The following is a 16,462-nucleotide window of genomic DNA, read 5'->3' as shown; positions in this document are numbered from 1 at the left end:
GTCATGCGGATGTATGTATTCCCGCGACAACCGCAATGCTTCGGCCCAGCTCTATCGCCGAAAAGCTTCAATCGCCGAAAAGCGACGCGCGGCCGTTGCTTATGTCGTCGGCGCGTTGCGAGAAGCTGTCGCCGGGATCGCGCAGGACCAGCGGCGGGCAGAGCGTCAACGGCGCCCGCGAGGCGCGAACCGCCCGCACGATGATACGGATCGCGGCCGCGTCGGCGCGCGGATGCACCGGTACGATCTCGGCCTTGCCGAAGCGGCCCTCGAGGGCCGTAAGGATCGCTGCGAGCTGCTCCGGCCGGGCGATGATGGCGAGGCCGCCGCGCGGCTTGACCATGGCGGCAGCACTCCGGAGCCAGCTTTCGAACAGCCCGTCCTCCATGACATGCGCCTGCCGCTTCAGCGCGTCCGGCGTCGGCCGGTGATGTGCAGGATTGAAGGGCGGGTTCATGATGACGAAGTCGAGCGAGGCGTCGGCAAGGCCTGCCTCGGTGCGTGCCTTGCCGGAAAGGCCGACATCGGCGACGAGCACCGACGCGCGCTCGCGCAGCGAGGCGTTGCCGGGATAAGCGAGCGTCGCCTCGGCGAAGCGCGCCATCTCCGTGGTGAGCTCGACAAGTTGTACCTTGGCCTGCCTGCAGCGCGAGGCGACCGCAAGGCCGGCAGCACCGGCGCCGGCCCCGAAATCGGCGAGCCGGCCGCCGAATGAGCCGGGTACGGCAGCGGCGAGTGTCAAGGCATCCATGCCGGAGCGGTGGCCGTTGTCCTTCGGCTGGACCAGCCAGAACTCGCCGCGATGGAAGGCGTCCACAGTGTGCGGCGGGAGATCCACGTCCGGGGCTGGCGGCGGTTCGGCTGTCACTTCTGGCGGATTTCGTGCTCGATGCCGGCATCCGTCAGCAACTGGCGCGCCTCGTCGGCGTCGTCCTCGTCGATCATGATGCGGCGCGGCAGGATGCCGATCGAACCGTCGAGCACGCTCATGTTCTGGTCGGCGACGAAGCAGCCGATGCCGGCATCGCGCAGCAGCGATTCCACGAAGGAGATGATGACGGCGTCGTTGGTGCGGATGAGTTCGATCATGCCGGGGAAATTCGCAGTTTGAGGCCGTGAAGTAAACGCCGCGTGTTGCACCGCGCCAATTCGCCACTTGCGGGTAGAGTGCATGCCGCCTTAGAATCGCCTAAGAGCTACGCGCGCGACCACGCGCCTGTGTAAACTGGGAGTGTAGGCCTTGGGTGTCGTTCTCAACATCGAGAAGGGAAAGCGGGACGCTGCGTCGATCAAGGATTTGATCGACCTGACTTCGGCCGACATGGCCAGGGTCAACGAGCTGATCCTTTCCAAGGCCGGCTCCGATGTCGAGATGATCCCGGAGGTCGCCAACCATCTCATCTCCTCCGGCGGCAAGCGCCTGCGGCCGATGCTGACCCTGGCAGCCGCCCAGATGTTCGGCTACTCCGGCGAAAACCACGTCAGGCTGGCCACGTCGGTCGAGTTCATGCACACAGCAACGCTGCTGCATGACGACGTCGTCGACGAAAGCGACCTGCGTCGCGGCAAGAAGACGGCCCGCACCATCTGGGGCAACCAGGCGAGCGTGCTGGTCGGCGACTTCCTGCTCGGCCAGGCGTTCCGCATGATGGTCGAGGTCGGTTCCCTTGAAGCGCTCGACATCCTGTCGTCCGCCGCATCGATCATCGCCGAGGGCGAGGTCATGCAACTGGCTGCCGCCAAGAACCTCGAAACCACCGAGGACGAGCATTTCGCCGTCATCAAGGCAAAGACCGCGGCGCTGTTTTCTGCTGCCGCCGAAGTCGGCCCGGTGATCGCCGGCGCCTCGAAGAACGACAAGGCGGCACTGCGCTCCTATGGCATGAATCTCGGCCTTGCCTTCCAGCTTATCGACGATGCGCTGGATTATGGCGGTTCGGCCAAGGACCTCGGCAAGAATGTCGGCGACGACTTCCGCGAGGGCAAGGTTACCCTGCCGGTGATCCTGAGCTACCGTCGTGGCACCGCTGCCGAGCGCGCATTCTGGAAAAGCGCGATCGAGGATGGCGCCACCGACGACGCCGCCCTGGAGAAGGCCGTCGGCCTGATGGTGCGGCACGGTGCGATTGCCGACACGATCGGACGCGCCAGCCATTTCGGCGAGATTGCCCGCGACGCCCTCGCCCCGCTCGAACAGACGCCGCAAAAGTCGGCATTGCTCGACGTCATCGATTTCTGCATCAGCCGCGTCGTCTGAGGCCGGGCCTGATTCGCCCATCCGCCGCCGGCTGTGCAAACTTTGGACCGGCTGTCGGATTGTGAAGCGGCTGCGGATTGATGCGCGACCCCAAAAAGGCCATGCTTGGCGCAGACAAGCGGTTGCGACCCGGCTTACGGGTGTCATGATGACCGTGGGACCTCACTAGGAAGGACTTTCATGCGGCAGCGACGCGCGATCTGGCTGTTGGGCCTTGCGGCTCTGGCGGGCTTTACCGCCCTGACCCAGCCCGGATATGCCAAAGAGATCACCGAGCCGGTTGAAATCAGCTCGTTTTCCGGCGCTTACCTGGCGGCGCGTACCGCCGAAGCCGACGACGACCTGGACAGCGCCATCGCCTATTACAAGCGCGCTTTGGCCTTCGATCCCGAAGACACCGCCCTGCAGCAAAGCGTGATGCTGGCGCTGATCGCGCAGGGCCGCTTCGATGAATCGCTGCCCTATGCCCAGATGCTGAAGACGGTGCCCGACGTCGAGCGCTTCTCGCGGTTGGCGCTGGCCGTCGATACCTTTCGCAAGAAGGATTACGAAGCCGCCCAGAACTGGCTCAAGCTGGCGCTCGAATCCGACCTCGACCGCCTGATCACCGGTGTGATGACCGGCTGGGCCAAGCAGGGCGAAGGCAAGGCCGGCGACGGGCTGCAGTTCCTCGACAAGCTCGAGGGACCCGAATGGTACGACCTGTTCAAGACCTACCATCGTGCGCTGATCGCCGAGTCTGCCGGCCAGAAGGACAAGGCCGGCGAGATCTACAAGGCGGCGATCGACAATCTCGGCGCCGGCAGCGCCGCGCCCGAAACCTGGATGCGTGCCGCCGAGGCCTATGCCGGCTTCCTGGCGCGCGGTGGCAAGAAGACCGAAGCGCTGGCGGTCCTCGACCGCGCCGACGAGTTTGCGCCGGGCAAGTTGCCGATTTCGTCCTTGCGGGAAAAGATCACCAAGGGCGAGAAGATTTCGCCGCTGGTCTCCGGCCCGAACGACGGTGCCGCCGAAATCCTGCTCAACCTGTCGACCGCGCTCAATCGCGGCGGCGGCGAGCCGTTCGTCCGGCTGTACCTGCAATACGCGCTGGCGCTGAAGCCGGAGAGCGACGAGTTGCTGGTGCAACTCGCGGCGATTGCCGAACAGCAGCAGGACGGCGAAGAGGCGATCGCGCTCTATCGCCGCGTGCCCGCATCCTCGCCGCTCAAGCGGCTGTCGGAACTGCAACTCGGCCTCAACCTTGCGGACCTGAAACGCCACGACGAGGCGATCAAGCATCTCAAGGCACTGGTCGACGCCAATCCCGAAGACATGCGCGGTTATCTCGCGCTCGGCGGCGTCTATGCGGCGACCGACAATTACCGCGCCGCAGCCGATGTCTACGACAAGGCTGTCGGCGTGCTGAAGACGCCGACCAACGCCAACTGGAACGTCTTCTACCAGCGCGGCATCGCCTATGAGCGGCTCAAGGAGTGGCCGAAGGCCGAGCCGAACTTCCGCGAGGCGCTGAAGCTGTTCCCCAACCAGCCGCAGGTGCTCAACTATCTCGGCTATTCCTGGGTCGACATGAACATCAATCTCGAGGAAGGCCTCGGGATGATCAAGCAGGCCGCCGACCTGCGTCCGAGCGACGGCTACATCATCGATTCGCTCGGCTGGGCCTATTATCGCCTCGGCCGTTTCGACGATGCCGTGCGCGAGCTGGAGCGTGCCGTCTCGCTCAAGCCCGACGATGCGGTTCTCAACGACCACCTCGGCGATGCCTACTGGCGCGCCGGGCGCCGGCTCGAAGCGACGTTCCAGTGGAGCCATGCGCGCGACATGAAGCCGGAGCCCAATGTTCTGGCCGACGTCGAGCAGAAGCTGGCGAAAGGCATGCCGCCGATGCCGGAGAAGCCGACGGCCCTCGAAGCCCCGGCAAAGTCGCCGGTGGTCAAGCCGGCAGCTCCTGCAACGGACAGCCAGAAGAAGAGCGAGCTGGAGACGCCGGCGACAGAGCCCGTGGTCCAGGCCATCCCTGCCGCCTACAAGGTGCAGCGTGGCCAATCGCTGTGGTCGATCGCCAACGAGGTGCTGGGCAATGGCGACCGCTATCGCGAACTGCTCGATCTCAATCCCGAACTGCGCGGCGATCCGGCCCGCCTGGCGCCCGGACAGGAACTGCGCCTGCCCGGCAATTGACCGGCAGCATTGGCGGCGGCTGAGCGCCGCTGCTTGACCCATATCTTCGGGCGGAATAGGACGGGGCCTCTCTGGCCCCGTTTTGCTGCGGGGCGCGCCAATGATCGAGCGTTGCCCGTGACCGACACCATGCCTGCCCACATGCACCCCAGCCGCTCGTTCCAGGGGCTGATCCTGACGCTGCACAGTTTCTGGGCCGCGCAGGGCTGCATCATCCTGCAGCCCTACGACATGGAAGTGGGCGCCGGTACCTTCCACCCGGCGACGACCTTGCGCGCGCTCGGTCCGCGGCGCTGGAACGCGGCCTATGTGCAGCCGTCGCGCCGTCCGAAGGACGGCCGCTATGGCGAGAACCCCAACCGCCTGCAGCACTATTACCAGTACCAAGTGATCCTGAAGCCGAACCCGTCCAACCTGCAGGAGCTCTATCTCGGCTCGCTGAAGGCGATCGGCATCGACCCGCTGGTCCATGACATCCGCTTCGTCGAGGACGACTGGGAAAGCCCGACGCTGGGCGCCTGGGGCCTTGGCTGGGAGTGCTGGTGCGACGGCATGGAGGTGTCGCAGTTCACCTATTTCCAGCAGGTCTGCGGCATCGAATGCGCGCCCGTGGCCGGCGAGCTGACCTACGGTCTCGAACGCCTGGCGATGTATGTCCAGGGCGTCGACAACGTCTACGACCTCAACTTCAACGGCCTCGAGGGCGACGACAAGGTCACCTATGGCGAGGTCTTCCTGCAGGCCGAACAGGAATATTCCAGGCACAATTTCGAGCACGCCAACACGGCGATGCTGCTCAGGCACTTCGAGGATGCCGAAGCCGAGTGCAAGGCGCTGCTGGCCGCCGGCGCGCCCGCCGAGGGCGGCAACCTGGCCCAGCACAAGATGGTGTTTCCGGCCTACGACCAGTGCATCAAGGCGAGCCACGTCTTCAACCTGCTCGACGCACGCGGCGTGATCTCGGTCACTGAACGCCAGAGCTACATCCTGCGCGTCCGCAACCTGTCCAAGGCTTGCGGCGAAGCTTTCTTGTTGACGGAAGCCGGCGGCCTGGCGGCTTGAGCTATTTACCTCCCCCTTGATGGGGGAGGTCGCCGCGAAGCGGCAATCAGGCTGCAGCGAGTTCCAGCCCTTCCGGAAGGCGTGGCTGCAGCGGTTCGCCATTGATCGTCTGCAGCGCCTTGCGCACGCCGGGCATCCTGAACTCGGCCGGCGCCGCCACATGCATGGCGAGCAGGGCGCTGAGGCTGAGGATCTGGAGCAGGGCGGAGGCGGTTTTCATCGTCGTTTTGCCAATAGGTGTCTGTCTGAGCGTGGGTCGCTCCAGCGCAGCGTTCGGTTCATGGAAATCTTCATTCCAAGGACGAATTCGCCGGCCACGCCCCGACACCTCGACGGAATTTTGCCGAACGCGTTCAGGAAGGTGACAGCGGGCGGCTGAGTTGCTATGCCGCGCGGACCATTTCCCGCGTGAGCCCGTCCGATGCCCGATCTGCTTCTAGAGTTGCGTTCCGAAGAAATCCCCGCGCGCATGCAGCGCAAGGCGGCGGGCGATCTGAGGAAGATGCTGACCGACGGTCTGGTCGAGGCGGGGCTGACCTATGAGGCGGCGCGCGAATACTGGACGCCGCGCCGGCTGACGCTCGACGTCAGGGGGCTGACCGCTCGCTCCAAGGACATCCGCGAGGACCGCAAGGGCCCGAGCACCAAGGCGCCGGAGGCGGCTATCCAGGGCTTTCTGCGCAGCGCCGGACTGGCGTCCATCTCGGAGGCGCATGTCCACAGCGATCCCAAGAAGGGCGATTTCTACGTCGCTCATATCTCGAAGCCCGGCCGTGCGGCCGAAGAAATCGTCGCCGAGCTGATGCCGGCGATCGTCAAGAGCTTCCCCTGGCCGAAGTCGATGCGCTGGGGCCCGGCCTCGGCCAAGCCGGGCAGCCTGCGCTGGGTGCGCCCGCTGCAGTCGATCGTCTGCACCTTCGGCCCCGAAACTGAAGAGCCTGTGGTGATCGACTTCGAGGTCGACGGCATCCGCTCCGGCAACGTCACCTACGGTCATCGCTTCCACGCGCCTGGCGCCATCACGGTGCGCCGCTTCGACGATTATGCGGCAAAGCTGGAGGCGGCCAAGGTGGTCATCGACGCCGACCGCCGCAAGGAGATGGTCGTCGCCGACGCGCGCAACCTTGCCTTTGCCAGCGGGCTCGAACTGGTCGAGGACGAGGGGCTGTTGGAAGAGGTTTCGGGCCTGGTCGAATGGCCGGTGGTGCTGATGGGCACCTTCGAGGATGCCTTCCTCGAAATCCCCGCCGAGGTCATCCGCCTGACCATCCGCGCCAACCAGAAGTGCTTCGTGACGCGGCCGCAGGGCCAGGAGGATGCGCTCTCCAACCACTTCATCCTGACCTCGAACATCGAGGCTACCGATGGCGGCAAGGAAATCGCCCATGGCAACGGCAAGGTCGTGCGCGCGCGCCTGTCGGATGCGCTCTATTTCTGGAACACCGACCAGGGCGACCTGCCCGACCTCGACACGCTGAAATCGTCGGCCGAGGCCTTCGGGCTCGATCTCGGCAAGCCGCTCGACCAGCGCATGGCCCGCCTCGACCATCTCGGCGTGACCTTCCACGCCAAGCTCGGCACGCAAGGCCAGCGCGTCCAGCGCATCCGCGGGCTGGCCCGCGCCATCGCGCCGCTGGTCGGCGCCGAGCCGAAGCTGGCCGACCGTGCAGCGGTGCTCGCCAAGGCCGACTTGCAGACCGAGGTCGTCGGCGAGTTCCCTGAACTGCAGGGCGCCATGGGCCGCAAATATGCGTTGCTGCAGGGCGAGAGCCCGTCGGTGGCGGCAGCGCTGGAGGAGCACTACAAGCCGCAGGGGCCCTCCGACCGCGTGCCGGCCGACCCGGTTTCGGTGTCGGTGGCGCTGGCCGACAAGCTCGACACGCTGGTCGGCTTCTGGACCATCGACGAGAAGCCGACGGGTTCGAAGGACCCCTACGCGCTGCGCCGCGCAGCACTGGGCATCGTCAGGATCATCCTGTCGGCACGCGGCAGCCTGCCGTTGCAGGCACTGTTCGATGCGGCCCTTGCGCAGCTCGAGGAAGGCTCGGTCCAGCGCCGGCTGGTGGCGTTCGAAGCCTCGCAGGCGGCGATCGACAGCGGCGACGTCGATGGCGAGCAGGACATCGACAACGCGCTCGCCGCCTACGAGGCCGAGCTGCGTCGGGACGTCATCGCGGCTGCCGGCGCGCTCAAGGCCGACCTGCTGGCGTTCTTCCACGATCGCCTCAAGGTCTATCTGCGCGAGCTCGGCGCCCGCCACGACCTGATCGACGCGGTGATCACGCCCGAGGCGGACGACCTCCTGGCCGTCACCCGCCGGGTCGAGGCGCTCGGGCAGTTCCTCGACACCGAAGACGGCAAGAACCTGCTGGCCGGCACCAAGCGTGCGGCCAACATCCTGGCCGCCGAGGAGAAGAAGGGCACGGCCGTCGCCGATGCCGTCGACCCCGGCCTGTTCCGCGAGGACGCGGAGAAGGCGCTGTTCGCGCCGATGAATCAGGCCATCAGCGAAGCCGGCCAAGCCATACGGAATGAAGACTTTTCCGGCGCCATGCGCGCGCTGAGCGTGCTGCGCGAACCGGTGGATGCGTTCTTCGAGAAGGTTCTCGTCAATGACGAGGATCTGGCCGTGCGGGCAAATCGCCTGGCGCTGCTCGCCCGCATCCGCGCGGCGACCGACCAGGTCGCCGACTTCTCCAAGATCGCCGGCTGAGGCAGGGCGGCGCAGGCCGCCCTCCGTCGCGCAGGGGGACCTTGACGCTGTTGCGGTGGGCCTCGATCAACTGATCGCCGTGCAGGATGGTGCTGCGCGTCGACTGGGAGGTGTCGGGCCGGGCTACTGCGTTTCGGCGGGCGCCGCCGCTGGCTCGACTGCTGCATCGGGCGAGGCCGGAACGGCAGCCTGGTCTCCGGCGGCCGCCTGCTGCGCTGGCGTGGCGGCATCTGGCGAGGCCAGTGCCGGCTCCGGTGAAGCGCTGCCGACTTCGCCACCGCGAATGACCATCAGTTCGGGGGCCAGTTGCGGGCCGGAGCTTTTGGCGTCGACCGCCGCGACCTTGCCGGTATCGATGTCCGGCATGCCGATCGCGATGATCGAGCGGGACGCCGATTGCGGCAGTCCGACCGAGATCGAGGACGGGCTGGCCGCGTCGCCTGTGACGGTGACGATCGACGACGCATGGGCCGACCCGGAAACGGCGGCAACAAGAAACGCAGCAAACAGGCGCATTTAGCCCTCAGACTTGAATCAACCTTTGAGGGCAATCTAGCTCGCCGGCGGTTGCAGCCGGCTTGCGAAGATGCCGCGCATTTTAGGCAATGGCTGAAATCTTGGGCCTCGGCCTTGTCGCTCGGCCTGATGCGGGCTAGGGACCGGGACATTCAACTGGAAGCTATGACGTGGCGGAACTGATCGCAGCGGACAAGGCGATGGACGCGGCACTGGCCCTGCTCAGCGCGGGCGAAGTCGTGGCCATCCCGACCGAGACAGTCTATGGCCTTGCCGGCGACGCCACCAATGGCGAGGCGGTCGCACGCATCTTCGAGGCCAAGGGCCGGCCGCGCTTCAACCCGCTGATCGCCCATGTCGCCGACATGGCCATGGCCGAGCGCATCGGCGTGTTCGATCCGCTGTCGCGAAAACTGGCCGAGAAATTCTGGCCCGGGCCGCTGACGCTGGTCGTGCCATTGCGGCCCGAAGCGGGCATCCATCCGCTCGTCACCGCAGGGCTCGACACCATCGCGCTCAGGATGCCGATGGGCTTCGGCGGCAAGCTGATCGCACGGCTCGGCAGGCCGCTGGCGGCGCCGAGCGCCAACACTTCGGGCAAGATCAGTTCGACCAGCGGCGAGGCCGTGGCGAGCGACCTCGGCGGCCGCATCCCGCTTGTCGTCGATGGCGGCTCAACGCCGGTCGGGCTGGAGTCGACGATCGTCAAGGTCGAGGACGGCAAGGTGCGCATGCTGCGCCCGGGCGGTGTCGCGGCCAGCGAAATCGAGGCACTGGCCGGCACGCCGTTGCTGCGCGGTGCCACCGCCGGCATCGAAGCGCCGGGAATGCTCGCCTCGCATTATGCGCCGGGTGCGGCGCTGCGGCTCAATGCCGGCAACGTCGGTCCTGGCGAGGCGCTGCTCGGTTTCGGCCCGGAGCGCGCCGAAGGCTGGCAGCAGGCGCGTGCCTTCCTCAACCTGTCCGAGACGGGCGACCTGCGCGAGGCGGCGACGAACCTCTTCGCCCACCTTCAGGCGCTCGACCGCAGCGGTGCCGCATCGATCGCCGTCGAGCCGGTGCCGTCCGACGAGCTTGGCGAAGCGATCAACGATCGGCTGGCGCGCGCGGCGGCACCGCGTGACAATCTCCACGTCTGAATTTAGCTTCAAGAGATGACGCAAGATCTTCCCGGCCTCGATCCCGCGCTCGCCGAGCGCTTCGCAGCCATCGTTGGCGCACGCTACGCCGTTCGCGCCGAGGCCGACATCGAGCTCTATGTGCACGAGCCGCGCGGCCTGTTTGCCGGTGTGACGTCGCTGGTGCTCAGGCCAGGCAGCGTCGCGGAGGTGAGCGCGATCATGAAGCTTGCCTCGGAGACGCGCACGCCGATCGTGCCCCAGGGCGGCAACACCGGGCTCGTCGGCGGCCAGGTTCCTGATCGCTCGGGCGGCCAGGTCGTGCTGTCGCTGTCGCGGCTCAACCGCATCAGGGAGATCGACCCTGTTTCCAACACCGTGATCGCCGAAGCCGGTGTCGTGCTCGACAGGCTGCACAAGGCGGCCGACGAGGTCGACCGGCTCTACCCGCTGTCGCTGGCGTCGCAAGGCTCCTGCCAGATCGGCGGCAATCTGTCGTCCAATGCCGGCGGCACCGGCGTGGTTGCCTATGGCAACGCGCGCGAGCTCTGCCTCGGCGTCGAGGTGGTGCTGCCTACCGGCGAGGTGTTCGACGACCTGCGCAAGCTGAAGAAGGACAACACCGGCTACGACCTGAAGAACCTGTTCGTCGGCGCGGAAGGCACGCTCGGGGTCATCACCGCCGCCGTGCTGAAGCTCTATCCGAAGCCGAAGGGGCGCGAAGTCGCCTGGGTCGGCCTGACGTCGGCCGAGGCAGCGCTGGCGCTGTTCAACACCGCGCAGGAGCTTGGGGGCGGCGCGCTCACTGCCTTCGAGCTCATCGGCCGCACCCCGATGAGCTTTGCCATGCGCCACATCCCCGATGCGCGGCCACCGCTCTCGGGCGACTGGGCCTGGGAAGTGCTGATGGAGATCTCGTCCGGCCGTTCGGCCGAGGATGCGCGCACGCTTATGGAGGACATCCTGTCGGCCGGCTTCGAGGCGGACCAGGTCGGCGATGCGGTCATTGCCGCGAGCCTCGGCCAGGCGAACGAGTTCTGGCGCCTGCGCGAGATGCTGCCGGAATCGCAAAAGCCGGAAGGCGCCTCGATCAAGCACGACATATCGGTGCCCATCGCCAGCATCCCGGCTTTCATCGAACGGGCTGCGGTGGCCGTGGCCGGAGTGTGCGCCGAGGCGCGTGTGGTCTGCTTCGGCCACATGGGCGACGGCAACCTGCACTACAACATCTCGCAGCCGGCGGGCATGGAAGCTGCGGCGTTCCTCGCTTTGTACCGGGACATGAACAAGGCCGTGCACGACGTGGTGCGCAGCATGAACGGCTCGATCTCGGCCGAGCACGGCATCGGCCAGCTCAAGCGCGACGAGTTGATCGCCACCGCTCCGCCGCACGCCATCGAGCTGATGCGCAGGGTCAAGTCGGCGTTCGATCCTGCCGGCATCATGAACCCCGGCAAGACGATTTGAACGTCTCTGGTGGCATTCCGATAACCATCGCCGCGATCAGCAAAATTTAACCGAATTTCTTAAGCGGGGCGGTAAGGAGGCCCCGCTAGTGTCCTTCCCAACGAGACCGGGAAAACTGGTCCGGAGAGACCGGAAACCGGCTCTCAGGAGATAACAGGAAGGCACAATATGAACACCGGACTGAAGCCAGTCTGGGCGGGACGCAACATGCGCCTCGACCCGTTCCGCTTGCCGCAGATGGTCAGCTACGCCACGCGTGACGACCTTGGCGACGTCACCTTCACCATCGACCACCGCGGCGCCGTCATTCGCCGGGTGCTGGCGCAGAGCGGGCTCCCCGCCATCATCGCACTGCCGGCCCGCGCCTTCCGCGGTGTCGCCGCGCGTGCCATGGAGGACGAGAACCTCAACGTCACGGTGACGCTCGAACTGCTGCACAACGACCCGATGCTGTCGGTGCCCCTGCTGGTTGCCCACGACCTCGACGACGTTGCCGCCGACTGGCGCGCCTGGGCCGACTTCTACAACCTGCCGATGCTTCTGATCGAGGCGGACGGCGTTGCCCGCACGCTCGAGGAGTCGCTTGGTGCGGCGATCAAGACCATGCCGCCGCAGGACCGCCGCAAGGGCCGCGTGTCGCGCATGCGCCGGCCACGTTTCCTCGCCCGTCGCAAGTCGGGCACGCTCGGTGTGCGCCTCGTCATCGACGGCGAAGAAATCATCGCCCGGGCGTGATCAGATCAGCGGCTTCAGCGCCACCCAGGCGCCGCCGCAGAGCAGGCCGATGAAGATGATCCAGCCGACCTGGCCGTTCGACCTGAACAGCCGCAGGCACTGGTCCGGATCGTCGATGTCGAGCGAAGTGATCTGCCTCGCCATATGTATGCCGGCGGCAACCAGTCCTGCCAGCGCCGGCATCGGCACCTGCGCGATGGCAAAGGCTGTGGCGAACAGCATCAGCGCTCCCGCATAGAGGCCGACCAGCCACGACTTGGTGTTTTCGCCAAAGAAGCGGGCCGTCGACTTCACGCCGACGAGCGCGTCGTCTTCCTTGTCCTGGTGGGCGTAGATCGTGTCGTAGCCGATCACCCACATGATCGATCCGAAATAGAGCAGCACCGCCGGGGCGTCGAGGTCGCCGAACTCGGCCGCCCAGCCCATCAGCGCGCCCCAGGAGAAGGCGAGGCCAAGCACGAATTGCGGCCAGTTGGTGATGCGCTTCATGAACGGGTAGATCGCCACGATCGCCAGCGACGAGATGCCGAGCAGGATGGCGAAGCTGTTGAACTGCAGCAGCACGACCAGGCCGACCAGCGCCTGCAGCACGAGGAACGTCCAGGCCTGGCGGCGGGTGACCTGGCCGGAGGGCAGGGGCCGCGAGCGGGTGCGCTCGACCTGCGCGTCGATGCCTTCGTCGACGATGTCATTGTAGGTGCAGCCGGCGCCGCGCATGGCGACGGCGCCGATGAGGAACAGGACGAGGAACCACGGCGAGGGCAACAGCGACATCAGGCTGTCGCCGGGGCGGGCATAGGCGCTTGCCGCCATCGCCGCCGACCACCAGCACGGCCAGAGCAACAGCACCCAGCCGATCGGCCGGTCCCAGCGCGCCAGCTGCGCATAGGGCCAGAGGCCTCGCGGCAGGGCGCGGTAAACCCAATGTCCGCTGGGGGCGTCGGCGACCCGGCCCTGGCCGGCTTTTGACTGAATGGTTTCCATAAAAATGGAGTGGCAGGCGCCAAATCCTGCGTCAAGTCGCGTCGAACTTGTTGTTGGTCTTCTGTACGTATATATGTACAGAAGTGATCGAGGAGGTCGATATGACCCATGTAACGCTTACCGAACTGCGCGCCAACATGGCCAAATATCTCGACAAGGTCGAGGCGGACCGGACCGAACTGGTGGTGACCAGGCAGAATCACGAGCCTGTGGTGGTCATGGCCCTGTCTGAGCTTGAAGGGTTGCGCGAAACACTGCATTTGCTGAGCTCTCGCGCCAACGCCGAACATCTCCAGCGCTCCATTGATGAACTCAATGCCGGTTCCGGCGTCGAACGCGATCTCATCGAGTGATGCGCATCATTTTTTCGGAAGCATCCTGGTCTGACTATTTGTTTTGGCAGCAGGCAGACAAAGCCGTTTGCGACCGTATCAATGAGCTCATCAAGGATGCCAGGCGCTCGCCCTTCGTCGGCATCGGCAAGCCGGAACCGCTTTCCGGCAACTATTCCGGTTTCTGGTCGCGCCGCATCACGCGGGAACATCGACTCGTCTATCGGGTGACAGGCAAGGGCGATGCGCAGGCCTTGGAGATCGCCGCCTGCCGCTACCATTATGACCGGTAGCCGGTCCTGACTCTTGGTTGATGGCGGGCGAAACGCGTTCTCTCCTTGACCTCGTCCCTCTCGGCCACTAGCGGGTGCATCAAATTCCGCATCGGCAAGAGGTCAAGCGCATGAATGTCCTGCTCATCGGTTCCGGTGGTCGCGAGCACGCACTCGCCTGGAAGATCGCGGCATCGCCGATGCTGACCAAGCTTTATGCCGCGCCTGGCAATCCCGGCATCGCCCAGGAGGCGGAACTGGTGGCGCTGGATATCGCCGACCATGCCGCGGTCGCTGCCTTCTGCAAGGACAAGGCCATCGGCCTCGTCGTCGTCGGCCCCGAGGGCCCGCTGGTCGCCGGCATCGGCGATGACCTGCGCGCCGCTGGCATCCGGGTGTTCGGCCCGTCCAGGGCTGCGGCCCAGCTCGAGGGTTCCAAGGGTTTCACCAAGGACCTCTGCGCCCGCTACGGCATTCCGACCGCCGCCTATGGCCGCTTCGACAATGCCGCCGACGCCCGCGCCTATGTCGAGAAGATGGGCGCGCCGATCGTCATCAAGGCCGACGGGCTTGCCGCCGGCAAGGGCGTGACGGTTGCAATGACGCTGGACGAAGCGCTGGCCGCCGTGGACGGCTGCTTAGACGGCGCCTTCGGCGGCGCCGGTGCATCGGTGGTCGTGGAAGAGTTCATGACCGGTGAGGAGGCGAGCTTCTTCTGCCTCTGCGACGGCAAGACCGCGCTGCCCTTTGGCACCGCCCAGGACCACAAGCGCGTCGGCGACGGCGACGTCGGCCCCAACACCGGCGGCATGGGCGCCTATTCGCCGGCTCCCGTGATGACACCCGAACTGATCGACCAGACGATGCGCGAGATCGTCGAGCCGACGATGCGCGGCATGGCCGAGATGGGCGCGCCCTTTGCCGGCGTGCTGTTCGCCGGCCTGATGCTGACCGACAAGGGACCGAGGCTGATCGAATACAACACCCGCTTCGGCGATCCCGAATGCCAGGTGCTGATGCTGCGGCTGAAGGAAGACCTGCTGGTGCTGCTCAATGCCGCCGCCGACGGCCAACTCGCCCATGTCTCGGCACGCTGGCGCGACGAGGCCGCCCTGACCGTCGTCATGGCGGCGAAGGGTTATCCCGGCACGCCGGAAAAGGGCTCGGTCATCGCCGGCATCGACAAGGCCGAAGCTTCCGGCGCCCGTGTGTTCCATGCCGGCACCGCCGTGCAGGGCGCCGACATCGTGGCCAATGGCGGCCGCGTGCTGAACGTCACGGCGACCGGCCGCACGGTCAGCGAGGCGCAGGCCAAAGCCTATGCCGCCGTCGACCTGGTCGACTGGCCGGACGGTTTCTGCCGCCGCGACATCGGCTGGCTCGCGGTGGCCCGCGAACAGGTCAATTAGGCGACGGTCCCTGGACTAACGCCCGGCGCTGTCCATCTCGGTCGAGGCGGTGGAGACCGGGTCGAAGTCGACCTTGCGGCCGGCATCGGGGCGGGCGTCGAGCCTGGCGGCGACATATTCTGCCATGCCGTGGGCATACCGGCGTGCGGGCGGCTGGATAGCCGGCACGGCGCCGAGAACTGCCCTGTCCCAGCTTGAGCGCAGCGCTTCCGCCAGAAGATCGAGGCGCACCGGGTAGGCGACCGAGGCGTAGGTGATGCGGCTTTCGCCCTTGAGGCCCTTTTCGCGGGCGATCGGCACCGGCACTGATGCGACGAACTCGTCGGTCGATTCGATCAGCTGGCCGAACGGCCAGGCTTTTCGCAGGCTTTCGGCATTCATGGGCGCGACATTGACGTCGATGTCGTTGGGCGTGCCGGCGACGCGGTAGGGGCAGCGGCGGATGCCGCAATTGGCCTGTGCCGAGAATTGCCACAGCGTGTAGCTCTGCCAGTTGCCCTTCGGGAAGTGGATGCCGATTTCGGGCTTGTAGCGGGCATACCAGAGCGGCAGTCGCGACAGCAGCCGGTAGCGGTAGCGGTTGTCGGCGATGTACCGCGAGGTCGTGCCGTTGGTGTAGAGGATCGGATAGCGGCCGGTGCGCAGGAAGATGTGGCGGACGAAGATTTCCGCATCTTCCAGCGAGATCCATTTCGTCGGGTCGTTCTCCTCGATGTCGAGCGCCATCAGGTCGTCGGGACCGGGCTCGGCGAAGTCGAGGAAGTTCTCAGCCTGCTCGATCGGATTGCCGGGGCGGGCGAGGTGGTAGGCGCCCCATTTGAGGCCGAGCGCCTTGGCGACGGTCCTGCGGGTGTGGAACAGTTCGCGCGCCACCGCATGGCGTTTCCACAGCGCCTTGCACAGCCTGTAGGCGGTTTCCTCGCCGGAGCAGGAGTAGGGTGGCGGCAGCCCGTCGGAGGCCTTGTTGATGAAGCCGACGATGCGCTTGTCGCCGGCGAGCTTCTGCCAGTCGATGGAGTTGTATTCGTAGGCGTCGATGACCAGCGCCCGGTCGACCTTCTTCCAAGGTTCGGAGAAGTCGGAGGCGTGGGTCGTCACCGGGAATGTGGCGCATGCGGCGGCAATCGCTGAAAGCGCGAGCCTGCGAAACCTAGACGCCAATCCCCTCAAGCGGCGATCCCCGATGACCGATAGCCGATCGTGAACCGTCATGGTTAAGGAAAAGCTGATGAAGCTCCACCGCCCAGCGGTTGCAATGGCGGCTATTTGCCGTCGCTGGACGGGGTCGCCTGCGGGAGGACGGATCCGGCGCGGGCGGGCTCGGCGGAGTAACGTCTGCCTCGCGCTTGCGGTAGCGCGCCGGCGAGCACTGCTGAATCGGATTGTTGCACCGCCCTTGGCAGCGCCAGACTT

The 16,462-nt window shown here is 66.1% G+C and carries 16 protein-coding genes; 10 read left to right on the top strand and 6 right to left on the bottom strand.

Annotation, left to right across the window (positions count from 1 at the left end; translation table 11 throughout):
- Positions 1-67: 67 nt before the first annotated feature.
- On the bottom strand, positions 68-868 hold the full coding sequence (locus tag N7E70_RS24245; RefSeq protein WP_269441424.1) for a tRNA1(Val) (adenine(37)-N6)-methyltransferase: 801 nt from the start codon (positions 866-868) through the stop codon (positions 68-70).
- Complete coding sequence (locus N7E70_RS24240) at positions 865-1,089, bottom strand: putative signal transducing protein (protein WP_055978242.1); 225 nt, start codon at positions 1,087-1,089, stop codon at positions 865-867. The genes N7E70_RS24245 and N7E70_RS24240 overlap by 4 nt, the downstream gene beginning before the upstream one ends.
- Positions 1,090-1,240: 151 nt before the next feature.
- Here N7E70_RS24240 and N7E70_RS24235 point away from each other — a divergent pair, with 151 nt between their 5' ends.
- From N7E70_RS24235 to N7E70_RS24225, 3 genes are all read left to right on the top strand, one after another.
- Positions 1,241-2,257, top strand: coding sequence for a polyprenyl synthetase family protein (locus tag N7E70_RS24235; protein WP_055978246.1), 1,017 nt, complete (start codon positions 1,241-1,243; stop codon positions 2,255-2,257).
- A 180-nt stretch (positions 2,258-2,437) separates the two neighbouring features.
- Positions 2,438-4,441 carry a tetratricopeptide repeat protein gene (locus tag N7E70_RS24230; RefSeq protein ID WP_263007876.1) on the top strand — a complete coding sequence of 668 codons (2,004 nt, stop codon included), beginning with the start codon at positions 2,438-2,440 and terminating at the stop codon, positions 4,439-4,441.
- 117 nt (positions 4,442-4,558) lie between these two features.
- Complete coding sequence (locus N7E70_RS24225; RefSeq protein WP_055978445.1) at positions 4,559-5,503, top strand: glycine--tRNA ligase subunit alpha; 945 nt, start codon at positions 4,559-4,561, stop codon at positions 5,501-5,503.
- Between the two features lie 46 nt (positions 5,504-5,549).
- Here the strand turns inward: N7E70_RS24225 and N7E70_RS24220 are convergent, their stop codons facing one another.
- Positions 5,550-5,723, bottom strand: a complete 174-nt coding sequence (locus N7E70_RS24220; protein ID WP_156381304.1) for a hypothetical protein — start codon at positions 5,721-5,723, stop codon at positions 5,550-5,552.
- A gap of 201 nt (positions 5,724-5,924) precedes the next feature.
- On the opposite strand from N7E70_RS24220, the gene glyS reads away from it, so the two are divergent.
- Positions 5,925-8,216: a glycine--tRNA ligase subunit beta gene (gene glyS, locus N7E70_RS24215; protein WP_263007875.1), complete on the top strand. Its 2,292-nt coding sequence runs from the start codon at positions 5,925-5,927 to the stop codon at positions 8,214-8,216.
- 123 nt (positions 8,217-8,339) lie between these two features.
- Here glyS and N7E70_RS24210 read toward each other — a convergent pair whose 3' ends face one another.
- Entirely contained in the window at positions 8,340-8,732 is a 393-nt protein-coding gene (locus N7E70_RS24210; protein ID WP_263007874.1) for a hypothetical protein, read from the bottom strand.
- A gap of 200 nt (positions 8,733-8,932) precedes the next feature.
- Here N7E70_RS24210 and N7E70_RS24205 point away from each other — a divergent pair, with 200 nt between their 5' ends.
- The 3 genes from N7E70_RS24205 (at position 8,933) to N7E70_RS24195 (ending at position 12,052) form a co-directional block, all read left to right on the top strand.
- A complete protein-coding gene (locus N7E70_RS24205) occupies positions 8,933-9,871 on the top strand; it encodes an L-threonylcarbamoyladenylate synthase (RefSeq protein ID WP_442866528.1) in 939 nt (312 codons plus the stop codon).
- Positions 9,872-9,886: 15 nt separating this feature from the next.
- Entirely contained in the window at positions 9,887-11,317 is a 1,431-nt protein-coding gene (locus N7E70_RS24200; RefSeq protein ID WP_263007872.1) for an FAD-binding oxidoreductase, read from the top strand.
- Between the two features lie 168 nt (positions 11,318-11,485).
- Positions 11,486-12,052, top strand: coding sequence for a DUF6101 family protein (locus N7E70_RS24195; protein WP_055978260.1), 567 nt, complete (start codon positions 11,486-11,488; stop codon positions 12,050-12,052).
- Here N7E70_RS24195 and ubiA read toward each other — a convergent pair whose 3' ends face one another.
- The gene (gene ubiA, locus N7E70_RS24190) at positions 12,053-13,036 is read right to left on the bottom strand and encodes a 4-hydroxybenzoate octaprenyltransferase (RefSeq protein ID WP_263007871.1); all 984 of its coding nucleotides are present in this window, start codon (positions 13,034-13,036) and stop codon (positions 12,053-12,055) included.
- Between the two features lie 101 nt (positions 13,037-13,137).
- On the opposite strand from ubiA, the gene N7E70_RS24185 reads away from it, so the two are divergent.
- The 3 genes from N7E70_RS24185 to purD all read left to right on the top strand — a co-directional run bounded on the left by N7E70_RS24185 (position 13,138) and on the right by purD (position 15,049).
- Complete coding sequence (locus N7E70_RS24185) at positions 13,138-13,389, top strand: type II toxin-antitoxin system Phd/YefM family antitoxin (protein ID WP_263007870.1); 252 nt, start codon at positions 13,138-13,140, stop codon at positions 13,387-13,389.
- The gene (locus N7E70_RS24180) at positions 13,389-13,661 is read left to right on the top strand and encodes a Txe/YoeB family addiction module toxin (protein ID WP_055978267.1); all 273 of its coding nucleotides are present in this window, start codon (positions 13,389-13,391) and stop codon (positions 13,659-13,661) included. Before N7E70_RS24185 ends, N7E70_RS24180 begins: the two co-directional genes overlap by 1 nt.
- Before the next feature lie 110 nt (positions 13,662-13,771).
- Positions 13,772-15,049 (top strand): phosphoribosylamine--glycine ligase, encoded by a 1,278-nt coding sequence (gene purD, locus N7E70_RS24175; protein ID WP_263007869.1) that lies wholly within the window; start codon positions 13,772-13,774, stop codon positions 15,047-15,049.
- A gap of 15 nt (positions 15,050-15,064) precedes the next feature.
- On the opposite strand, the gene N7E70_RS24170 is transcribed toward purD, so the two are convergent.
- On the bottom strand, positions 15,065-16,261 hold the full coding sequence (locus tag N7E70_RS24170; protein ID WP_263007868.1) for a glycoside hydrolase family 25 protein: 1,197 nt from the start codon (positions 16,259-16,261) through the stop codon (positions 15,065-15,067).
- Positions 16,262-16,462 lie beyond the last annotated feature (201 nt).

It is taken from the genome of Aminobacter sp. NyZ550 (assembly GCF_025628925.2).
Classification (GTDB): domain Bacteria; phylum Pseudomonadota; class Alphaproteobacteria; order Rhizobiales; family Rhizobiaceae; genus Aminobacter; species Aminobacter ciceronei.
The sequence above is the reverse complement of the archived record's forward strand: the minus strand, read 5'-3'. Positions and strand labels throughout refer to the sequence as shown.

Coding starts and splice junctions, on each gene's coding strand:
- N7E70_RS24240 (WP_055978242.1), bottom strand. CDS start 1,089: ATGATCGAACTCATCCGCACCAACGACGCCGTCATCATCTCCTTCGTG.
- N7E70_RS24230 (WP_263007876.1), top strand. CDS start 2,438: ATGCGGCAGCGACGCGCGATCTGGCTGTTGGGCCTTGCGGCTCTGGCG.
- N7E70_RS24220 (WP_156381304.1), bottom strand. CDS start 5,723: ATGAAAACCGCCTCCGCCCTGCTCCAGATCCTCAGCCTCAGCGCCCTG.
- glyS (WP_263007875.1), top strand. CDS start 5,925: ATGCCCGATCTGCTTCTAGAGTTGCGTTCCGAAGAAATCCCCGCGCGC.
- N7E70_RS24210 (WP_263007874.1), bottom strand. CDS start 8,732: ATGCGCCTGTTTGCTGCGTTTCTTGTTGCCGCCGTTTCCGGGTCGGCC.
- N7E70_RS24205 (WP_442866528.1), top strand. CDS start 8,933: ATGGACGCGGCACTGGCCCTGCTCAGCGCGGGCGAAGTCGTGGCCATC.
- N7E70_RS24200 (WP_263007872.1), top strand. CDS start 9,887: ATGACGCAAGATCTTCCCGGCCTCGATCCCGCGCTCGCCGAGCGCTTC.
- N7E70_RS24195 (WP_055978260.1), top strand. CDS start 11,486: ATGAACACCGGACTGAAGCCAGTCTGGGCGGGACGCAACATGCGCCTC.
- ubiA (WP_263007871.1), bottom strand. CDS start 13,036: ATGGAAACCATTCAGTCAAAAGCCGGCCAGGGCCGGGTCGCCGACGCC.
- N7E70_RS24185 (WP_263007870.1), top strand. CDS start 13,138: ATGACCCATGTAACGCTTACCGAACTGCGCGCCAACATGGCCAAATAT.
- N7E70_RS24180 (WP_055978267.1), top strand. CDS start 13,389: ATGCGCATCATTTTTTCGGAAGCATCCTGGTCTGACTATTTGTTTTGG.
- purD (WP_263007869.1), top strand. CDS start 13,772: ATGAATGTCCTGCTCATCGGTTCCGGTGGTCGCGAGCACGCACTCGCC.
- N7E70_RS24170 (WP_263007868.1), bottom strand. CDS start 16,261: ATGACGGTTCACGATCGGCTATCGGTCATCGGGGATCGCCGCTTGAGG.